The sequence below is a fragment of the Brucella anthropi ATCC 49188 genome (assembly GCF_000017405.1).
In the GTDB taxonomy this organism is placed as follows: domain Bacteria; phylum Pseudomonadota; class Alphaproteobacteria; order Rhizobiales; family Rhizobiaceae; genus Brucella; species Brucella anthropi.
The window spans coordinates 1,318,033-1,337,842 of sequence record NC_009668.1; the positions used below are offsets into that span (position 1 = coordinate 1,318,033).

The window sequence follows — 19,810 nt, forward strand, 5'->3', positions numbered from 1 at the left end:
TTACCCTCCCGTCTCCCGGCACATTTCCACAGGCAGATGGATCGTCACGCTGGTGCCACCGCCTTCCCCATTTTTCCTGATAGCAAAACTTGCAGAAATCAACCGCGCGCGCGTGCGCATATTGTCGATCCCATGTCCGACGCCATGCCCGTCACTAGAACGTTGCACCTGGCGATCCATGCCGATACCATTGTCAGCGACTTCGACGTGCAGGCGACCGCCCTTGTCGCGAAACGTAACCCGCAACCGGCTGGCATGAGCATGGCGGATCGTATTGTTGATCGCTTCCTGCACGATGCGGAACAGCGAAGTCGCAACTGTTTCCTCCAGCCGATCGGCCATGCCGTCGCTGCGGTCGTCCAGCGTCCACTCGATGGACGATCCACTGTCGCGCACCGAACGGTCAAGATGGTTTTCCGTCGCTTGCACAAAACCGAACAGCTGAAGAATTGAAGGCTTAGCTTCTTCAATGATTTGCCTGAGATCGTGCATGCAATGCTGCAGCCCGCGAAACAGCGGTTCAAGCTGCTCGCCCGAGAGGTCCGGTGCATGGGTAAGCCGCTCCACGTGACGCGCAAGGCGTGTCAGGTCGGCCAGCGTCTGATCATGCAAATCCATACCGATGCGATGGCGCTCTGTCTCCAGCGCTTCGGTCAGCTTCAACGCGCCGAAACGCAAGCCTTCCTCGCGAGCGCGCGCTTCCGTTTCCACGATAGCGGAACGCTTGGCCTGTTCCGCCGCGCGGATCGCAAAAAAATATGGTGCAAGCAGATCGGCAATCGACTGGGCGTTTTCCACGTCCCGCATGGTGTAGCAGGCGGGCGCGAGACTGGAGCAGCTGAGCGCACCGATAATATCGCCCTGCGCCTTCAAGGGCACATGCAGGCGGCCTTTCAGATCATGCTCGATGATCGGACTGGAAAAGGAACCATCAAAGTGAAAACGCTGATCGGTGCGCGCATCGTCGGTCAGTAGATGATCGACTTCGCCGGAGAGCACCGTTCGAATGGGACTGCCCGACAACAGGGCGGGAGGATTACGACTCCAGGCCGTCGATATGCCGCTCTCATAGGCGATGTGGAACTTGCCATCGACCATCTTGATGCAAACGTCCAGATGATCATAGGGCACGATATGCGTGATTTCCGCCGCCACCGCCTGAATAATGGAATCGAAGTCGAGCTGTCCCGCCAGCAATCTGGAAATATTCAGATAGTGGTCGAGCAACCTCTGGGGCACGAGTTCGGCCAAGCGTTTCTCCTCCAAACGCAAATTGCTCCTGAAGCACTATAATACGCCGTCACATCCTCGGCGCGTCTTGCGGGTTCCCGCAATTTTGCTGCGGGAACCCGCAAGACAGTTGCTTCATTCGGCCTTCACAGAAGGCTTGTCTTCTTTCATCCTCGCTTCACCAGAAAATTGCCCGCAAGACAAGAGCGTAAAATCGCGTCAGGTGCAGACTGGTGCCGTTGAGGAGCGGCGGTGCGGGAGGCTCGCATCATAATCAATTCAGACGATCCGAAGTGCCGGGGCGCTGCGGGTCGTACACTGGCAACCGGGAGGAAAGAATGAAACTCGCAAGAATCCTTTTCGCATCCGCAGCACTGGCAGGCGTTCTCGCCGCTGGCAGCGCGATGGCTGACACATCGTCGAAGAAGATTGCATTCTCCAACAATTATGCTGGCAACTCATGGCGCCAGGCCATGCTGCAAAGCTGGGACAAGATCACCAAGGAAGCCGTGAAGGCCGGTGTGGTCGCTGCGGCTGACCCGTTCACGACGGCTGAAAATCAGGCCACAGAGCAGGCCGCACAGATCCAGAACATGATCCTGCAAGGCTATGATGCCATCGTCATCAATGCCGCTTCGCCAACCGCTTTGAACGGTGCAATCAAGGAAGCCTGCGATGCGGGCATCACGGTCGTTTCCTTTGACGGCACCGTCACGGAGCCTTGCGCATGGCGCATCGCGGTCGATTTCAAGGCAATGGGCGAAGGCCAGATCGATTATCTCGCAAAGCGCTTCCCCGATGGCGGCAACCTGCTTGAAATTCGCGGTCTTGCCGGTGTTTCGGTCGATGACAATATCCATGCTGGCATCGAAGAAGGCGTGAAGAAGCATCCGAAATTCAAGATCGTCGGCTCCGTCAATGGCGACTGGGCGGCGGACGTGGCACAGCGTGCCGTCGCTGGCATCCTCCCAAGCCTGCCGAAAATCGACGCAGTCGTGACGCAGGGCGGCGACGGTTATGGTGCTGCGCAGGCCTTCGCCGCCGCCAAGCGCGAAACGCCGATCATCATCATGGGCAACCGTGAAGACGAACTGCAGTGGTGGAAGCAACAGAAGGACGCCAATGGCTACGAAACCATGTCGGTTTCGATTGCACCCGGCGTTTCAACGCTTGCTTTCTGGGTTGCCCAGCAGATTCTCGACGGCAAGGACGTGAAGAAGGACCTCGTGGTTCCGTTCCTCAGCGTCAGCCAGGAATCGCTCGACAAGGATCTGGCCAACACCCAGAAGGGTGGCGTCGCCAATGTCGAATATTCGCTGGAAGACGCGCAGAAGGTCATCGACGCGGCCAAGTAAGCCGGGCCTCACATAATCGAGCGATTGGGGCGGGTTTCGTTCCCGCCCTTTTCCATCGTCTATTCTTCAGCATTTCCAGCAATCAGTTGAGCGTATGACAGAAACAGCAGAGAAACGGGAGGTCGTCGCCGCGCGCAATATTCGCGTGCAGTTCGGTGCGGTGAAAGCACTGGATGGCGCTGAGCTCGTGATCCGCGAAGGTGAATGCGTCGGGCTGGTCGGCCACAATGGCGCGGGCAAATCCACCATCGTCAATGTCATCAATGGCGGGTTGTCGCCACATGAAGGCAGCGTTTCCTATCATGAGGAAGCAGGACACGGCGTAGCGATGGCGCGCAAGCACGGCGTGCGCTGCGTCTTTCAGGAATTGTCGCTGTTTCCGAACCTGACCATTGCCGAAAATGTCCGCATCATGCAGCGCGATCTGACCGGCGCTGGCTGGCGCGGCAAGGCCGTCGAACTGATTTCCAAAAAGCTCGACGAGATTTTCCCCGGTCACAAGATCGACAGCGGCGCCACCATCGACGAGCTTTCCATCGCCGAGCGGCAGATGGTCGAAATCGCCATCAACTTTACCGCGCCCGGCACTGCGCCAAAACTGGTTATTCTCGATGAGCCGACCTCTTCGCTTGATGCAGGCATTGCCGCGCAGCTCATGGCCTATGTGCGCCGTTTTGTCAGCACCGGCGGCGCCGTTATCCTGATTTCGCATATGTTGGGTGAAATCCTCTCAACCTCCGACCGCATCGTGGTGATGAAGGACGGAAAGGTGGTCGCCAACCGCGCTGCGGGCGATTTCACCAATCGCAGCCTCGTCGAAGCCATGGGCAGCGTCGAGCGCGAAAAGGCTGCGCGCCGCGTTGCAAAGACCGACACGAGCGGCACGCCCGTTCTGTCCTTTGCCAAGCGCGCCAGCGACATCAAGCCGTTTGAGGCATTCAGGGGCGAAGTCATCGGCCTCGCCGGGCTGGCCGGACACGGACAGACCAGGATGCTGCTCGATCTCTACTATGCGCGGCGACCGAACTGGGTTCCGGCACGCAATTGCGAAATCGCCTTCGTTGCTGGCGACCGCAGCCTCAACGGCACCTTCCCGCTGTGGAGCATCCTGCACAATCTCACCATCGGCTCGCTGGACCGGCTGTCGTCGCTGAAACTCGTGGACCAGAAGCGGGAAGATGTCCTCGGCAGCGACTGGAAAGACCGTATCCAGATACGCACGCCGGATATGGGTAACCGCATCCTGTCACTGTCGGGTGGCAACCAGCAGAAAGTGCTTTTCGCCCGCGCACTGGCAACCAGCGCCAACACTATTTTGATGGACGATCCAATGCGTGGCGTCGATGTCGGCACCAAGCAGGAAGTCTATGAAATCCTGCGCCATGAGGCTGACAACGGACGCACCTTCGTCTGGTACTCCACCGAAATGGACGAAATCGAACTTTGCGACCGTGTCTATGTTTTCCGCGACGGCGCTATCGTTGCGGAACTGACCGGCGAAGACATTACGGAAAAGAACGTGCTTGCAGCATCATTTGAGGGAGGTCACGAATAATGCGCCTTTCCTCTTCCTCCATCCGCCTGCTGACGCCGGTTTTCTCGCTGGTTCTGCTGCTTGCCGCCGTCTTCTACATGCAACCACGCGCCATGAGCTATACCGGGCTGAATCTGCTGTTCAATCTGGCCGTCCCCATTGCGCTAGCGACCATCGCCCAGATGCTCATCATGGCGGTCAACGACCTCGACCTCTCGATGGGCACCTTCGTGAGTTTCGTGGTCTGTGTTGCCGCAACCTATCTCAACACTGCGCCCATCATCGGAATGCTGATCCTTGCCGCAGCCATTGCAGCTTATGCGGCGCTTGGCGCGCTGATCCACCTGCGCAATCTGCCTTCCATCGTCGTCACGCTTGGCATGAGCTTCGTCTGGGGCGGGTTTGCCGTTCTGCTGCTGCCCTCGCCCGGCGGACAGGCGCCGGACTGGGCGCGCTGGATCATGACCGCCAAGCCGCCTTTCATGCCGATGGCCATTGTCGCCAGCATCCTGATCGCGGTCGTCACGCATTTCATCGTCATGCGTTCGACCTTCGGCGTGCTGATGCGTGGCGCGGGCGGTAACAGCCGTTCCATAGAACGTGCGGGCTGGTCTGTGACCATGATCCGCGCCGGAACCTATGCACTGGCGGCCTTCTTCGCAGTGCTGGCCGGGATTGCACTCGTCGGTCTCACCACATCGGCCGATGCCAATATCGCGTTACGTTATACGCTTCTGTCTATCGCAGGCGTTATTCTCGGCGGTGGTGAATTCGTCGGCGGACGCGTATCGCCTATCGGAGCCGTCATCGGCGCACTGACGCTGACGCTTGCCGGATCGTTCCTCTCCTTCATGCGCATTTCGCCGGACTGGCAGATCGGTGCACAAGGCGGCATTCTCATCGTGGTGCTGGCATTGCGCCTCTTCCTCAATCGCCTCGAAAAGAGGGAGAAAAAGCAATGAGCGGTCTCACCATCCTGACCAACCGTCCGTGGATATGGTCGTTCATCGCCACTGCCGTCGTCTGGATCATCACCATCCTCTTTACCGGCGGCGCTGGCGCGCACGGGCTCTCCCACGCAGCTTTCACTTTCGCGTCCTTTTCGGTGATTGTCGGCCTCGGCCAGATGTTCGTCATCACGCTCGGACCCGGCAATATCGATCTGTCGGTCCCGGCCAATATGACGCTCGCCGCAACACTGGCGCTCAAGCTCATGGATACGCAGGACGGCATGGTGCTTGCGGGGCTTGGTGTTGCCATTCTGGTTGGTGTTGCCATTGGCATCTGCAATTATACACTGATCAAGCTTCTGCGCATTCCGCCCATCATCGCCACCTTGTCGATGAGCTTCCTGATCCAGTCCACCGCCATCTGGAGCAATCGCGGCCTGCGCGTGAAACCGCCGGAAAGCCTAGCGCAGTTCACGACATCCTCCACGCTTGGCGTTCCCAATGTCGCCCTCGTGGCGCTGATCCTGTCAGTCATTGGCTGGGTACTGTTGAAGAAGAGCATCTATGGACGCTGGATTTCGGCAATTGGCCAGAATCCTTTCGCTGCGCGCATGGCGGGCGTTCCGGTCGATGGCACCCGCTTCATCACCTATCTGCTCTGTGCAGTGCTCGCTTCGCTATGCGGCTTCCTGCTTGCCTGCTTCTCGGGAGGCGCAGCGCTGAACATGGGCGCGGAATATCTTTTGATGTCGATTGCCGTCGTCATCATCGGCGGCACGGCGGTTGCAGGTGGTGATTCCAACATCCCTGGTATTTGGGGTGCCGCCCTCTTCATGTTCCTCATAGTTTCGATGCTCAACACCTACGGCTTCGGCGCCGGTGTCCGTCTTGTCCTGACTGGCCTCACCATCATTGCGGTGATCGTCCTCGCCAGTGGTCGACGCGCCGAGCGCTAATTATCTTCGGAGTATCTCCCTTGTCTCAGACTGTTTCGATTTACGAAATCCACGACGAACGCTTCAAGCAGATGATCGTGCCGAGCGCCGATCTGGACGAACTTTATAGCGGCTGCCGCTGGGCGGAAGGCCCGGTGTGGTTCGGTGACCAGAACTGCCTTTTGTGGAGTGACATTCCGAACCAGCGCATCCTGCGCTGGGTCCCAGATGGCGGCGTTTCAGTGTTCCGCCAGCCCTCCAATTTCTCCAACGGCAACACCCGTGATCGTGAAGGACGCCTCGTCACCTGCGAGCATGGCGGTCGCCGCGTCACCCGCACGGAACCAGATGGCAGCATCACTGTGCTGGCGGACAGCTATCAGGGCAAGAAGCTCAATGCGCCTAACGACGTCATCGTGCGCTCGGATGGAACAATCTGGTTCACCGATCCCACCTACGGCATCATGGCCGATTACGAAGGCTACAAGGCTGAGCCGGAACAGCCGTCGCGCAATGTCTATCGCCTCGACCCGAAGACCGGCAACATCGATGCGGTCATAACTGACTTCCACCAGCCGAATGGTCTCGCCTTTTCACCGGACGAAACAAAACTCTACGTCGCCGACAGCGCCTATAGCCACAATGAGGATGCGCCCCGTCACATCCGCGTCTTCGACGTTGTGGATGGCGGTAAGCGCCTGACGGGCGGCACGGTTTTCTGCACCATCGACATGGGCCTGCCGGATGGCTTTCGTTTCGATACGGACGGGAACTTGTGGACCAGTGCTGGTGATGGTGTGCACTGCTTTTCGCCGGAAGGGGCGCTTCTCGGCAAGATCAGGACGCCGCAAACGGTCGCCAATGTGACTTTCGGCGGTCCACGCCGCAATCGGCTGTTCATCACAGCAACGAAGTCGCTTTATGCGGTCTATCTCACCGTCACCGGTGCCCAATATCCTTGATAAAACAACGGCGGCTTTCCAAAACGAAAAGCCGCCGCTCTTTATAAGTATAATAATTCATTGAAAAAACTGCATTCGCCGCAAGTCGCATTCATGCGAACCTGCCAATAAGGTTTCTTTATTTAAAACGGATCTTCCCGGCCCAAAAACCGGAGCGACCCGCATATCAGAACCGTGAATGACGGAACAAATCAAAGAATGATCTCTTCTGTCCTTCAGCCTGCACTCAGCAAGAAAGGCCGCAGCCTTACAAGTGAATGCATGCCCTGATGCGCTGAGGTTGTATAGCGCAACCGTCAACGCGATGGAAACAGTTTGTCAACAAAATCACTCACATTACTGTGAGTAAACTCTGAAAAAGCTACAACTTTTCATGATGTTACCCGAAATCATCAATCTTAATATTAGTAATACCTATTTCATGATCCTATTTATTTCCCGTTTATTAGAAGTACCGCAGCAACCGAAACAATGACTTGCAGCCTGACCGATCATGCAGAATGTCTGAGTTCCAACGGGCGCTGGCCCGGAGCACGATAGCGGATGTGACAGCCGCTGATGCCCTGATATTCGACGTCGACATCGACACCGAAGACTTCGGCGATGCGCTCTGCCCGCAACACCTCTCGCGGTGTGCCGAGCGCGACGAGATTGCCCTTGTCCATCACCGCGATTCGGTCGCAGAACATCGCGGCATGGTTCAGGTCATGCAAGGCGGCCACGACTGTCAGTTTTTGGCGGCTGACAAGATCAAGCAACCCGATCTGGTGCCCGATATCGAGATGATTGGTCGGTTCGTCCAGAAGCAAAATCCGCGGCTCCTGCGCCAGGGCGCGCGCTATATGCAGGCGCTGCCGCTCTCCGCCGGAAAGCGTGTGCCAATAGCGGTCAGCCAGATGGACCATATCGACATTGACCAGCGCCTGGTCAACGATTGCATCGTCTTCCGCCGACCATGGCGACAGGGCCCCAAGATAGGGCGTTCGCCCGAGTTCGACCGCCTGACGCGCCGTAATGCGCTCGGTTGTTCCCGCCTGTTGCTCGACCAGCGCCAGTTGGCGCGCAATCTCGCGACGACTAAAACTGTCGATGGATGCACCGCAGAGGTTCACTTCGCCAACGCGGCATCTACGAACACCGGAAAGCAAAGACAGAAAGCTGGTCTTTCCCGAACCATTCGGCCCTATGATGCCAAGAAACTCACCTTCCGCCACTTCCAGCGAAACATCGCGCAAGATTTCGACACTGCCCGTCGACCAGCCGATATTGCATGCTGAGAGGATCATGACGACGCCCTCCTTTGTCCAAGCAACAGGGCGAAGGCCGGCGCACCGAACAACGCCGTGATAACCCCGATCGGCAGAACCTGACCCGGAATAATGATACGCGACAGAATATCCGCAACGATCATGAAGATTGCTCCGATAAGGGCCGCCGCGGGCAACAACCTGCCGTGCCGAACTCCGACCACCATTCGCGCCGCATGGGGAATGACGAGGCCTATGAAGCCGACAGAGCCGACGATGGAAACCATGACCGCCGTCATCATGGCGCTGACGCCGATCAGCACCGCGTAGACGCGGCGCACCGGTATGCCGAGAGAAGCTGCGGATTCCGTTCCGAAGGTGAAGGCATCGAGCGCACGCGCATGCCACAGACAGATGGCAAGACCGATCAAACAGGCAGGCAAAGCGAGTGTTACGTCCGGCCAGCGCACGCCGGAAAGGTTGCCAAGGAGCCAGAACATGATACCGCGCGCCTGTTCGGCATTTGCTGCTTTGGTGACGATGAATGACGTCAACGCGTTGAAAAGCTGTGAACCGGCAATACCCGCCAGAATGATAGCGCTGCTGCCTCGCCCCGCCCGCAGCGCCAGCAGGGACACGAGACAGAAAGCAACAATAGCGCCAATGAACGCACCCAGCGAGAGTGTCAGCACGCCAGCGCCGATGCCAAGAATGGCAACGGCGACGGCTCCAGTCGAAGCGCCGGCGGAAATGCCCAGAATGTAAGGATCGGCGAGCGAGTTTCGGAGCAGCGACTGCAGAATGACGCCGGATATTGCGAGAGACGCGCCGCAACATGCAGCGATAACCGCACGGCTGAGGCGATAGCTCCAGACAATCCCTTCATCGATGGGTTCGAGCGGATATCCGGCATTCCACACCCGATTGGCTACGGTTTTCGCAACCACATCGAGTGGTATCGCCGTTTCGCCTATCGCCGCTCCGAGCCAAAGGGCAAGAAGAAGCAGGACAAGCGAAAAGGCCAGGAAGAACACGCCGGAGCGGGTCCTTCCCTTCTGTTTGAAGCCTGTTGTCGCTACCCGCGCCGTCACTTGTTCAGGCCCGAGGCGGCGATATCGGCTGCAAGTGTTTCGATGCCTTCGATCACGCGAAGCGACGTGCTCATCGACTGCGCATCCATGTCGAAGACATGCTTGCCCTTAACCGCAGGCATCAGCTTCGTGACCGCATCGTTCTCGAGAAACTGGTGCTTGACGGCAATGTCGTCAGCCGGATAGCGGCGGCGATCCAGCTTTGCAGCCACGATCATCGAAGGGTTCGATTTCGCAATCGTTTCCCATCCGACCGTCGGCCATTCTTCCTCGCTGTTGATCACATTCTTGATGCCGAGTGCCGAAAGAATATAGGCGGGTGCGCCGAACTTGCCTGCGACGTAAGGATCGGCATCGACCTGCGTGCTGGAGAACCAGACAACGGCAGACAGCTTGCCGCCAGCAGACCCAATTTTTTCGCGCGCGGCCGCTTCGCGCGCCTTCAGGTCGGCGACGAGTTTCTCGCCGCGATCCTGCACATTGAAGATTTCCGCCAGTTCGGTGATTTCCTGATAGACGATATCCATCTTGAAGGCTGCCGTACGAACACCGTCGCCACCGCCGGAATTGTCCTTGCCAACGCAATCGGAAGGCGATGTATAGGCCGGAATGCCCAGTTCCTCGAATTGTTCAGGCTTCGCAACAATGCCGGTCGGGCCGACATGCCACTGAAAATCCGCCGTTACGATATCCGGCTTCTGCGCCAGAACGCTTTCGAAGCTCGGATCGTTATCGGCGAGCCGCTTTACCTTGGCATTCACCTCCTCAAAACCTTTGAGAACAGGCCCGAACCACACTGCCGTGCCGACGACCCTGTCGCTGAGACCAAGGCTGTAAAGAATTTCTGCGCTGCTCTGGCCGACCGCAACCGCGCGGCTCGGTGCCTGCTTGAAGGTAACGTCACGACCGCAATTTTTCAGCGTCAGCGGATATTGCGTTTCCGCTGCCTGTGCAGCCAAACCGCCTGCGAGAAATGCAACCGCACAGAGGGCGGCGCGAAACGGCATCTTGCCGAGAATATTCATGAAAGTCCCCGAAATGATGAGAAAAAGACGCCCTGTCAGCTGGCGGAAAAAATCCGATACGGAAGACGGACAGGCATATCCGGGGACATGTCGAAATCATGCGATGACGATGGAAGGATGCGTCCTGCGACGCGGAAATCTGTCATAACCGGCTCCTGCTCCGGGCATCCCCGCCCGTGACAATGGACAACACTAAACGGCAGGTCTCCTGGCTCACGAATATCTGCTGTTCATCTGCCTTCCCGCGCTTCTCCGGCACAGTGGCATGACGCTTTCAACGTCACGAGGATGAACGGCAATCCGCTTACAGTTGCGGGGGCAGCCACGGTCTTGGCCCCTTTTCGGGTCGTCCTCACCGTGTTCCCTATTAATCCCCTTCGCTCTCGGTCGGGGAACCGTCGTTACACTATTACGTTGACCCGATGTCGCCGTCAAGCAGGTCTCGATGGCTATTTCCAACGCACGGTTTTCAAGCGATTCGAAAGCCCGTTATTTAAATTGCGGCCAAACTATCGTCGCATGCGCTGGCCTATTGAATTTGTTTTCGCTAATCTCCATGTAGTTTTCTCCCGCTAGAGGAGCGGGACTTTGGGGAGGTCCGCCGGGAGGCGGCATACATTCTATTTGGGAGGACATATGCGTAGATTTATTCTGGCCCTGACGTCGGTAGCGGCGTTGGCTATGGCAGGCTCTGCTTCCGCAGAAGACTACAAGGTGCTGGCGCCTGCGGCTCCGGGCGGCGGCTGGGACCAGACGGCGCGCACGATGCAGAGCGCGCTTCAGGACGAAAAGATTTCCGGCAGCGTGCAGGTCATCAACGTTCCGGGCGCTGGTGGCACTATCGGCCTTGCCCAGTTCGTGAACCAGAACAAGGGCGACCCGAGCCAACTCATCGTCGGTGGCTATGTCATGGTCGGCGCTATCCTGACCAACAAATCGCCGGTTACGCTCGACGCCATCACGCCGATTGCACGCCTCACCGGTGAATATGAAGCCATCGTCGTGCCTGCTTCTTCCGACATCCAGAACCTTGGCGACCTTGCGGCAAAGCTGAAGGCTGATCCAGGCTCCGTTTCGTGGGGCGGCGGTTCTGCGGGCGGCACCGATCACATCACCGCTGGCCTCTTTGCCAAGGCAGCAGGCGTCGACCCGACCAAGGTCAATTACATCGCCTTCTCGGGCGGCGGCGAAGCACTGGCAGCCATTCTCGGCAATCAGGTAACCGTCGGCATTTCCGGCTATGGCGAATTCGACGCCCAGATCAAAGCCGGTACGCTGCGCATCATTGGCATTTCGAGCGACGAGCGCGTGGAAGGCATCGACGCACCGACCTTCAAGGAAGGTGGCGTGGACGTTTCTATCCAGAACTGGCGCATGGTGGCCGCTGCTCCCGGCATCACTGCCGAACAGGAAGCTGCCATCAATGCCGATATCGAGAAAATGGTGAAGTCGGAATCCTGGCAGAAGGCTCTGAAAGACAAGGGCTGGGCGGATACTTATCTCGCCGGCCCGGCGTTTAAGGAGCAGCTTGCCAAGGACGTCGCTGCGACTGAAACCATCCTCAAGGAAATCGGCCTCGTCAAATGACAGGAACAGAACCGCAGGAAAAGCGCCGCCCGGAAGGGGCGGCGCCAGATTTCGCCGCTCTTGTCATCGCCCTTGTTCTTGCCGCTGTCGCCATCGCCATTGCCTGGTCGACAACCTATGGAAACGACGTGACGAGCTACTCGCCGGTCGGCCCGAAAACCGTTCCCTATGTCGTCGCAGCCGGATTGTTCGGCCTTGCCATCTGGACCGTATTCGAGGCGCTTCGCGGTGATTTTCCAGAGCGAGAGCATCAGGAGATCGCCCCGATGGCATGGATCATCGGCGGTCTGGCCATCCAGATGCTGACGATGAAGACTGTCGGCTTTTCCTTGTCCACCGGCCTGCTTTTCGCAGCAACCGCACGTGGCTTCGGCTATCGCAAATTCTGGATCAGCGTTCCCGTCGGCATCGTCTTCGCCTTCGTGATCTGGTTCATCTTTGCACGCGGCCTGCAGCTATCGCTGCCGTCCGGCTGGCTCGAACAATTCGTTTAGAGCATTCCCAGTTTTGACTGAAACATTGGAAATGCTCTAAGTCCTTGTTTTGTCGCATTATCCTACGCAAAACCGCTTCGCATTTTTGCTGGAAATGCTTTAAAGGCTCAGTGCCATCATGGATACTGTCGCACTTCTCGCCAACGGACTTCTGGTGGCGCTTGAACCATCGAACCTTCTTTACGCGCTGATCGGTGTCACGCTCGGCACCGCCGTCGGTGTTTTGCCCGGCATTGGCCCGGCGCTGACCGTCGCGCTCCTCCTGCCCGTTACCTACAAGCTGGATCCATCCGGCTCACTCATCATGTTCGCGGGCATTTATTATGGCGGCATGTATGGCGGGTCGACCACGTCGATCCTGCTCAATACGCCGGGAGAAAGCGCCTCCATCGTCACCGCGTTGGAGGGCAACAAGATGGCCCGGGCCGGGCGTGGCGGACCAGCGCTTGCAACGGCGGCCATCGGCTCGTTCATCGCAGGCCTGCTCGCCACTCTGGCGCTTGCCTTCGTCGCACCATGGGTCGTGAAATTCGCCCTGTCCTTCGGACCGTCCGAATATTTCGCGCTCATGCTTCTGGCCTTCATGACGGTCTCGGCAGCATTCGGCGATTCCACGCTTCGCGGATTGACGTCCCTGTTCATCGGACTGGCGCTCGGCCTGATCGGCATCGATCAGCTGACGGGTCAGGCACGTCTCGTCATCGGAACGCCGAACCTGCTCGACGGGATCAATGTCACGACATTGGCGGTGGCGCTGTTCGCCATCGGTGAAACCCTTGCGGTCGTGTCGAAGAAGCTTCGACCGGAAGATGAAGTCATCGCCGTCAAGGGTTCCGTCTGGATGACCAAGAATGACTGGAAACGCTCATGGATGCCGTGGTTGCGCGGCACCGCCATCGGCTTTCCAATCGGAGCCATGCCTGCAGGCGGCGCCGACGTGTCGAGCTTCCTTTCCTATTCGGCGGAACGGCAGTTCTCGAAACATCCGGAAGAATTCGGCAAAGGCGCCATCGAAGGCGTTGCGGGACCGGAGGCGGCCAATAACGCTTCGGCTGCGGGCACCCTCGTGCCGCTTCTGACGCTCGGCCTGCCAACCACGGCAACGGCAGCAATCATGCTTGCCGGTTTCCAGCAGTTCGGCCTGCAGCCCGGCCCTCTCCTGTTCGTGACCAATGCCACGCTGGTATGGGGTCTGGTGGCGAGCCTTCTCGTGGCCAATCTGATGCTGCTGGTTCTCAACCTGCCGCTGATCGGCCTGTGGGTGAAGATGCTCACCATCCCGCGCCACTGGCTCTATGCAGGTATTCTGGTTTTCGCAACGCTTGGCACAATCGGTGCGAATGCCTCCACCTCGATGCTGTTCGGCCTGCCGGTCTCATTCGAGCTCGGCCTGCTACTGGCATTCGGTGTGCTGGGCTATGTGCTGCGACGCTTCTCATATCCCATCGCGCCGGTTGTTGTTGGCCTGATCCTCGGGCCAATGGCAGAAAAGAGCCTGCGTCAGGCATTGCAGATCAGTCAGGGCAACCCGATGGCTCTGGTGCATTCCTGGGTATCGATCGTGCTGATCGCACTGGCGATTGCAGCAGTCGTTGTGCCGATGATCATGCGCCAGCGCGGCAAGGGTGCCCTGCTGAGCCAGATGGCAACGGACGAAGACTAAAAACAAAAGCCCCGGAAATCCGGGGCTTTTTTACTCAGATACGCATACGCTTACTTGATTGCTCAACCCTGAATACGACGGAACTGGTCAACGTCGATGCCAAGCGTCTCAAGGTCCTGGGCAGTAGGCTTCTGACCAGCGCGCACAGCAGCAGAGGCACGAACGGCGCTGCCGAATTGCGCGAATGCACGACCGAAACGATTATTGAAGCGGGTAAACATTTTTCTCTCCATCACGGACACTTCATTGGTCCGTGCCCATGAGATGGGGATCGCACTGACAACTTAGAAGATCGGCATTTGCATGCCAGCCATGCAGTTTCCGCATATTCCTTTCCGCTCAACTTGATCGCGATCAATGCCTTTGGCTCGCTGGCTTGCGAAGCTCTTTTCAACAAAGGAAGGAGCTAAAGAATGTCGAACACCCCCCATACACTTGGAGAAGAGTTTCCCGGCCAGCTCGACGCCATTCACGCATTGAAGGCAAAGGATGCGCATTTTGCCCGCATTCTGGAAGAATACGATTCCGTCAATGACCGCATCCACCGCGCTGAAACGAAGATTGCGCCAGTAAGCCAGGAAGAAGAAACAAACCTGCGCAAACAGCGCCTTGCCCTGAAGGACAGCATCGCCGAAGCGCTCGCCGACGTTTGATCCGTCACTCCGGCAAACTGTTGGCTCGGTAACAGCTCAGGAGCTTTTGTCCTCGACTTTGCTGTTGTCCGGGCCAACCGAGTTTTCCATCCTGCCCACTACGACCAGAACCGTGACGGCAATCAATGTCGCCATGATTGCGATATGCCAGAGGCCCAGACCACTGGCGAGCCCCACTGAGGCTGCAAGCCACATGCCGGCGCCGGTCGTGATGCCGGTTATTTTTCCGCGTGCGAAGATGATGAACCCCGCCGCCAGAAAGGCGACCCCGCTGGTGATTGCTTCAACGAGCCGCGAAGGGTCCATCCGGATATTCTGATCGTTGAATACCGGCACATTGACCAGTTCCAGCGAAACAATCGTGAAGGTAGCGGAGGCGAGACAGACGAGCATATGGGTTTTCAACCCGGCCGGTCGCCGACGCCATTCCCGCTCCAGACCGATAATGGAACCGAGCAGTGTTGCCAGCAGCATCCGCGCCAGAACCACCGGCAAACTGATTACATTCTCATGCGTAAATTCAGCCCAGAATTGTTCCATGCTTCACAACGGGCACCATTGGGTTTGGTTCCGCTATAGACGAATGTACCAACGACGCGCACTCGCAAGCAAACGATCATTTCGCCGACGCCGGTGGGACCGATTCCGTCGTGGCGGGTGGCAGGGAGTTCTCGCCATTAGGCGTATTCTCATCGGGAGAAATAACGGTGCCGTAGATTTCGACCAGCACCCACACGACCAGTGCCGCCGCGATACTGACCAGCAGCACGATGAGAACGGGCTTGCCTTCGCGCCCCTGCCTTGCCTCAGTCGGGTTGACCTGTTTCATGGATCAAATCCTCCTGTTGGTTTCAGCGGCATAAGATTTGCCGCTACAGACCTAATGGCAGGGTAGGCTATTGGTTCCAATTAAAGCATCAAGCGCGCTATCGCATTCCTGCAATTCGCATTAAACTGTTGTTTTTATGAATTTTTCGCAGCTCGACGAACCAGCGTTTTATCGTTGATTTAAACTCGCAACGAATATATGAGAGACAATGGTACGGTCGGTTGGAGTTGAACCAACGACCTCAGGAGCCACAATCCTGCGCTCTAACCAACTGAGCTACGACCGCGTACCTTTGTGTCGGCTGCGTAACGCTCTGGCGTCGCCGACAGGGGGTCACATACGGAGAATCGATCCATATTGCAAGTGATTATAGCTCTCTTTTTTGAGAAATTCCCAATTGCGGGATTCAATATCAAATCCTGCTGTTAACGGTCACCGGCTGGTAACCATTATAGGTGACCGGCTGTGCACAACCCGGATATTGGCCCGAGCCTGTAAAATTGCCTTTCCCGTATTAACTAATGAAACAGAAAATGCAGCCCATACCAAATGGCAATGTGGACCCGCGCCCATAAGAGGCTTATTAACAGGGTGTTAACGAGCACTGCGGGCGGTCGAAAGAACAGGTAAGGACAGGTATGTCAGGATCATACCCCTTCATCGATATTGCCGCGCTGGATTCTATCCGCGAGGGCTTTGCAAAGGGCGATGCGCAGCTCGTGCTGACGCACGACCTGTCGGCAGTGCTTTGGGTCAACGGCCCCGGCGCGAAGCTTTTCGGCTTCGATCGCGTGGAAGACATGATCGGCGGCGGCCTTGATCTGCCCATCGCCACACGCCGGCAGATCGCCTCTTCGAACAGCAATGCGGAGGGTGAAACCCGAACCGTTTCCGTTCGCCTCGGCGGCGGACTGCGTTCCGACCTTACCCGGTTCAGCGTGTCACATATTACGCTTCCCGACGGCGTGTCCGGGCTGCTGCTGACTGCCGATGGCAAGGACGCAGAAGCTGAAGACATCATTTCCGGCCTCAGCGACGACAGCACGCATATTGCGCTGATCGACGCGAACAGCCGGGTGATTGCCGCGAGCCCGCGTTTTGCTGCACTCGACATTTCCTCCACGACGCTGGAAGACCTTGTCATTGAAGCTGCAGATGCGACTGACCGTATCGTCAAGCGCCGCATCCGCGCCGGAAAGCATTCCGTGCCGGGAGCGATTGCGCGACTGACCGATACGCCGCCCATGCATCTTCTTTGCATCATCGGTGATGCTCCCGTCGCGACATTGGAAGCACCCGCCGCTCTGCAGGGTGAGGCCGAAGAAATTCTGGAAGAGATACTTCCAGAGCCCGTGGAGAGCGCAAATACTGAAGATGCTTCCACCGATCAGCAGAAGCCCCGTAGCTTTGTGTTCGAACAGGATGCTCCGCCCGCGCGCTTCATCTGGAAGGTGGGACCGGACGGCACATTCAGCGAAATATCGCCGGACCTTGCCGCGACGATTGGGCCGAATGCGGCTGATGTCGTCGGGCGTCGCTTTGCCGATGTGGCCAATGTCTTCGGCTTCGATCCCGATGGCAGTATTGCGGCACTGCTGGACAAGCGTGACACATGGTCGGGAAAACGGTTGATGTGGCCGGTAGAGGGCACGGATTTGCGCGTGCCGGTCGAGCTTGCCGCCCTGCCCGTTTATTCGCGCGATCGGGAATTTACCGGTTTCCGCGGCTTTGGCCTGGTGCGTCCGGCTGAGGCCGAAAAGGACCCGGAAGAAATCGGGCTGGTGCTTGCAGGCGGCATTCCGCAGGCGCGCAAGCCCGTCAGCGAACCGGTCGAAACGGCAACACCTGTCGAAGACGACGATGTTCTGGCGCTAGGCGAAGAAGTTGCCAATGACGACAGCCCTGTCGCAACGCTGCCCAAGCCGCCGCTGGATATCGCGCCGACACCGGGACGTCGGGAATCCGATAAGGTGATCAGCTTACTGAACGCTTGCGCAGAAGAGAAAGTGGCTGCGGACCAGGCGCGGATGCTGAAGGAACGGGAGCGCGAAGAGCGTCCCGAAGGCGGGCTGACCAAGACCGAGCGCAACGCATTCCGCGAAATTGCTGATCGTCTGCGCAAGCAGGGTCTTGCCAATTCGCGCGCCGAAACCGAAACGGTCGCCATATCGGACGAGCCTGTTATTGACAGCTCGCAGCCGGTCGAAAAGACCGAAGTGAAAGCGTCGCTCATCGACGAAGTTACCGCCGACGAAGCATCACTTCCGTCATCCGGAATGGCCTATGGAGATGAAACGGCCCTGCTGGCCAATCTGCCTGTGCCGGTCATCATTCATTCGGGCGATAAGATCCATTACGTCAATCAGGCCTTGCTCGATCTCACCGGCTATGAATCGCTTGATGATATTCGCGGTGCGGGTGGCGTCGATGTGCTGTTCAACAGCGAAAGCGACGATGGCGAAACGCGACAGGGCATGGTGTTGCGCCGCGCCAATGGCAGCGAAGAACCTGTCGATGCGCATCTCAACGCCATTTCCTGGCGCGAAGGCCGCGCACTCATGCTGAGCCTGATGCCGGTGGCAGCTGCACCGGTATCCGTTGAAGCCGTTGCCGCCCCGGCTGAAGCGCCGGTTGCGATCGACAAGGACGACGAGAAGCAGGCACTTGCGGATCATGTCGAGGAACTGAAGACCATTCTCGACACGGCGACGGATGGCGTTGTCCTTATTGACCCTGAAGGCCGCATCCGCTCGATGAACCATTCGGCCTCGGCTCTCTTCGGCTATGAACGCGACGAGACGGAAGGCAAGTTCTTTTCTATGCTGTTTGCCATCGAAAGCCAGCGCGCCGCCATGGACTATCTGCACGGCCTTTCCGGCAACGGCGTTCTGAGTGTCCTCAATGATGGGCGCGAAGTGATCGGCCGCGAAGCCAAGGGCGGCTTTATTCCGCTGTTCATGACCATCGGCAAACTGCCGCACACGCGTGGGTTCTGCGCCGTCCTGCGGGACATCACGCAGTGGAAACGCACCGAGGAAGAACTAACCAATGCGCGCAAGGAAGCTGAACGCGCTTCAAGCCAGAAAACAGAGTTTCTGGCACGCATCAGCCACGAAATCCGCACGCCGCTCAATGCAATCATCGGTTTTTCCGAGCTGATGGCCGACGAGAAGTTCGGCTCCATCGGCAATGATCGCTACCGGGATTACCTGCGCGACATTAACCGTTCCGGCAATCACGTGCTGGCATTGGTCAACGATCTGCTCGACATTTCAAAGATCGAAGCTGGTGCTCTCGACATGCAGTTTGAAGCGGTCTCACTCAACGATGCCATTGCCGAAGCCATCGCACTGATGCAACCGCAGGCCAATCGCGAGCGTGTCATCATCCGTTCGAGCTTCCAATCCAACCTGCCCGACATCGTTGCCGATACGCGTTCGATCAAGCAGGTGGCCCTGAACCTTCTGTCCAACGCTGTGCGCTTCACAGCTCCGGGCGGTCAGGTGATCGTGTCGACAAGCTATGAAATGAACGGCGATGTCGTGATGCGGGTGCGCGATACCGGCATCGGCATGACCAAATCCGAGGTCGAGCAGGCACTGAAACCATTCCGGCAGGTCAACGCGCTGGAACGCCGCAAGGCCGAGACCGCGAAGGACTGGCGCAGCGAAGGCACCGGGCTGGGCCTGCCCCTGACAAAAGCCATGGTAGAAGCCAATCGGGCGCAATTTGCCATCGATTCCACTCCGGGACACGGAACGGTGGTCGAGATTGCCTTCCCGCCGACACGCGTACTGGCTGACTGATCGGCACCTTGAAAGGCTAAAGAACCTCCCCTTGCGGGAGGTTTTTTCATGTCCTTGTTCAAGCTCAAAAAAAAGCGCCGGACGAACCGGCGCTATCAGAATCTCAGAGACAAAGGACACAAAAGCAATTCGCAATGGAGCACCGGAAACGGCAGCTCGATCATCACTCAGTGTTGCATTCCTTATCGCGTGAAGCCGGTTAACGACGCCTTAAGTTCTTCGTTCAGAATTTACGCATTAGTAGCGACTGTAAAATCAGGGTTAATTTCCGCGCAGCAATTGATTAACCATAGGAAAGAAGCAGCGCTGTTGATTTGATTCCGTTCTCTGCAACCGTAGACGACTTATCATAAAACTAGCGTCTTTGCTTTGACCCATTGCTGGTTTACAGCTTGAAATATGTCGCGCAAAAGTGCTCAGCAATTTTGCGATAACGATATGCAAAAAAA

At 57.7% G+C, this 19,810-nt stretch carries 18 protein-coding genes, 1 tRNA gene and 1 riboswitch; of the genes, 11 read left to right on the forward strand and 8 right to left on the reverse strand.

Translation table 11 applies throughout. The features are described from left to right. Window positions 1-1,251, reverse strand: a complete 1,251-nt coding sequence (locus tag OANT_RS20155; protein ID WP_040128645.1) for a GAF domain-containing sensor histidine kinase — start codon at window positions 1,249-1,251, stop codon at window positions 1-3. 317 nt (window positions 1,252-1,568) lie between these two features. On the opposite strand from OANT_RS20155, the gene OANT_RS20160 reads away from it, so the two are divergent. The 5 genes from OANT_RS20160 to OANT_RS20180 all read left to right on the forward strand — a co-directional run bounded on the left by OANT_RS20160 (window position 1,569) and on the right by OANT_RS20180 (window position 6,966). Next, entirely contained in the window at window positions 1,569-2,585 is a 1,017-nt protein-coding gene (locus OANT_RS20160) for an ABC transporter substrate-binding protein (RefSeq protein ID WP_012093262.1), read from the forward strand. A gap of 94 nt (window positions 2,586-2,679) precedes the next feature. Beyond that, window positions 2,680-4,140, forward strand: a complete 1,461-nt coding sequence (locus OANT_RS20165) for a sugar ABC transporter ATP-binding protein (protein ID WP_012093263.1) — start codon at window positions 2,680-2,682, stop codon at window positions 4,138-4,140. Beyond that, on the forward strand, window positions 4,140-5,081 hold the full coding sequence (locus tag OANT_RS20170; protein WP_012093264.1) for an ABC transporter permease: 942 nt from the start codon (window positions 4,140-4,142) through the stop codon (window positions 5,079-5,081). Before OANT_RS20165 ends, OANT_RS20170 begins: the two co-directional genes overlap by 1 nt. Continuing rightward, window positions 5,078-6,025, forward strand: coding sequence for an ABC transporter permease (locus tag OANT_RS20175; RefSeq protein ID WP_012093265.1), 948 nt, complete (start codon window positions 5,078-5,080; stop codon window positions 6,023-6,025). The genes OANT_RS20170 and OANT_RS20175 overlap by 4 nt, the downstream gene beginning before the upstream one ends. 71 nt (window positions 6,026-6,096) lie before the next feature. Next, window positions 6,097-6,966: an SMP-30/gluconolactonase/LRE family protein gene (locus OANT_RS20180; RefSeq protein ID WP_049768458.1), complete on the forward strand. Its 870-nt coding sequence runs from the start codon at window positions 6,097-6,099 to the stop codon at window positions 6,964-6,966. Between the two features lie 491 nt (window positions 6,967-7,457). Here the strand turns inward: OANT_RS20180 and OANT_RS20185 are convergent, their stop codons facing one another. The 3 genes from OANT_RS20185 to OANT_RS20195 are packed head-to-tail and all read right to left on the reverse strand — an operon-like array spanning window position 7,458 to window position 10,329. After that, a complete protein-coding gene (locus OANT_RS20185) occupies window positions 7,458-8,252 on the reverse strand; it encodes an ABC transporter ATP-binding protein (protein WP_012093267.1) in 795 nt (264 codons plus the stop codon). Then, entirely contained in the window at window positions 8,249-9,304 is a 1,056-nt protein-coding gene (locus OANT_RS20190) for a FecCD family ABC transporter permease (RefSeq protein WP_040128643.1), read from the reverse strand. The genes OANT_RS20185 and OANT_RS20190 overlap by 4 nt, the downstream gene beginning before the upstream one ends. Then, window positions 9,301-10,329: an ABC transporter substrate-binding protein gene (locus tag OANT_RS20195; protein ID WP_012093269.1), complete on the reverse strand. Its 1,029-nt coding sequence runs from the start codon at window positions 10,327-10,329 to the stop codon at window positions 9,301-9,303. The genes OANT_RS20190 and OANT_RS20195 overlap by 4 nt, the downstream gene beginning before the upstream one ends. Before the next feature lie 181 nt (window positions 10,330-10,510). Beyond that, a riboswitch (cobalamin riboswitch) is annotated at window positions 10,511-10,740 on the reverse strand. Between the two features lie 225 nt (window positions 10,741-10,965). Here OANT_RS20195 and OANT_RS20200 point away from each other — a divergent pair. The 3 genes from OANT_RS20200 to OANT_RS20210 all read left to right on the forward strand — a co-directional run bounded on the left by OANT_RS20200 (window position 10,966) and on the right by OANT_RS20210 (window position 14,073). Next, window positions 10,966-11,916, forward strand: a complete 951-nt coding sequence (locus OANT_RS20200) for a Bug family tripartite tricarboxylate transporter substrate binding protein (RefSeq protein WP_010659102.1) — start codon at window positions 10,966-10,968, stop codon at window positions 11,914-11,916. After that, window positions 11,913-12,410 (forward strand): tripartite tricarboxylate transporter TctB family protein, encoded by a 498-nt coding sequence (locus OANT_RS20205; protein ID WP_010659103.1) that lies wholly within the window; start codon window positions 11,913-11,915, stop codon window positions 12,408-12,410. Before OANT_RS20200 ends, OANT_RS20205 begins: the two co-directional genes overlap by 4 nt. A 118-nt stretch (window positions 12,411-12,528) precedes the next feature. After that, window positions 12,529-14,073, forward strand: a complete 1,545-nt coding sequence (locus tag OANT_RS20210) for a tripartite tricarboxylate transporter permease (RefSeq protein WP_012093270.1) — start codon at window positions 12,529-12,531, stop codon at window positions 14,071-14,073. 62 nt (window positions 14,074-14,135) lie between these two features. Here OANT_RS20210 and OANT_RS26940 read toward each other — a convergent pair whose 3' ends face one another. Next, window positions 14,136-14,294 (reverse strand): hypothetical protein, encoded by a 159-nt coding sequence (locus tag OANT_RS26940; protein WP_100229493.1) that lies wholly within the window; start codon window positions 14,292-14,294, stop codon window positions 14,136-14,138. A gap of 192 nt (window positions 14,295-14,486) precedes the next feature. Here OANT_RS26940 and OANT_RS20220 point away from each other — a divergent pair, with 192 nt between their 5' ends. Beyond that, entirely contained in the window at window positions 14,487-14,726 is a 240-nt protein-coding gene (locus OANT_RS20220) for an HP1242/YdcH family protein (RefSeq protein WP_012093271.1), read from the forward strand. 36 nt (window positions 14,727-14,762) lie between these two features. Here OANT_RS20220 and OANT_RS20225 read toward each other — a convergent pair whose 3' ends face one another. The 3 genes from OANT_RS20225 to OANT_RS20235 form a co-directional block, all read right to left on the reverse strand. Continuing rightward, window positions 14,763-15,266: an MgtC/SapB family protein gene (locus OANT_RS20225; RefSeq protein WP_012093272.1), complete on the reverse strand. Its 504-nt coding sequence runs from the start codon at window positions 15,264-15,266 to the stop codon at window positions 14,763-14,765. A 76-nt stretch (window positions 15,267-15,342) separates the two neighbouring features. Then, a complete protein-coding gene (locus OANT_RS20230) occupies window positions 15,343-15,555 on the reverse strand; it encodes a hypothetical protein (RefSeq protein ID WP_010659108.1) in 213 nt (70 codons plus the stop codon). Between the two features lie 209 nt (window positions 15,556-15,764). Next, a tRNA-His gene (locus OANT_RS20235) sits at window positions 15,765-15,841 on the reverse strand. A 352-nt stretch (window positions 15,842-16,193) separates the two neighbouring features. Between OANT_RS20235 and pdhS the strand changes: the two genes are divergently transcribed. Beyond that, a complete protein-coding gene (gene pdhS, locus OANT_RS20240) occupies window positions 16,194-19,361 on the forward strand; it encodes a cell-division control histidine kinase PdhS (RefSeq protein WP_012093273.1) in 3,168 nt (1,055 codons plus the stop codon). A gap of 48 nt (window positions 19,362-19,409) precedes the next feature. Beyond that, the gene (locus tag OANT_RS20245; RefSeq protein ID WP_040128640.1) at window positions 19,410-19,679 is read left to right on the forward strand and encodes a hypothetical protein; all 270 of its coding nucleotides are present in this window, start codon (window positions 19,410-19,412) and stop codon (window positions 19,677-19,679) included. Window positions 19,680-19,810: the final 131 nt, after the last annotated feature.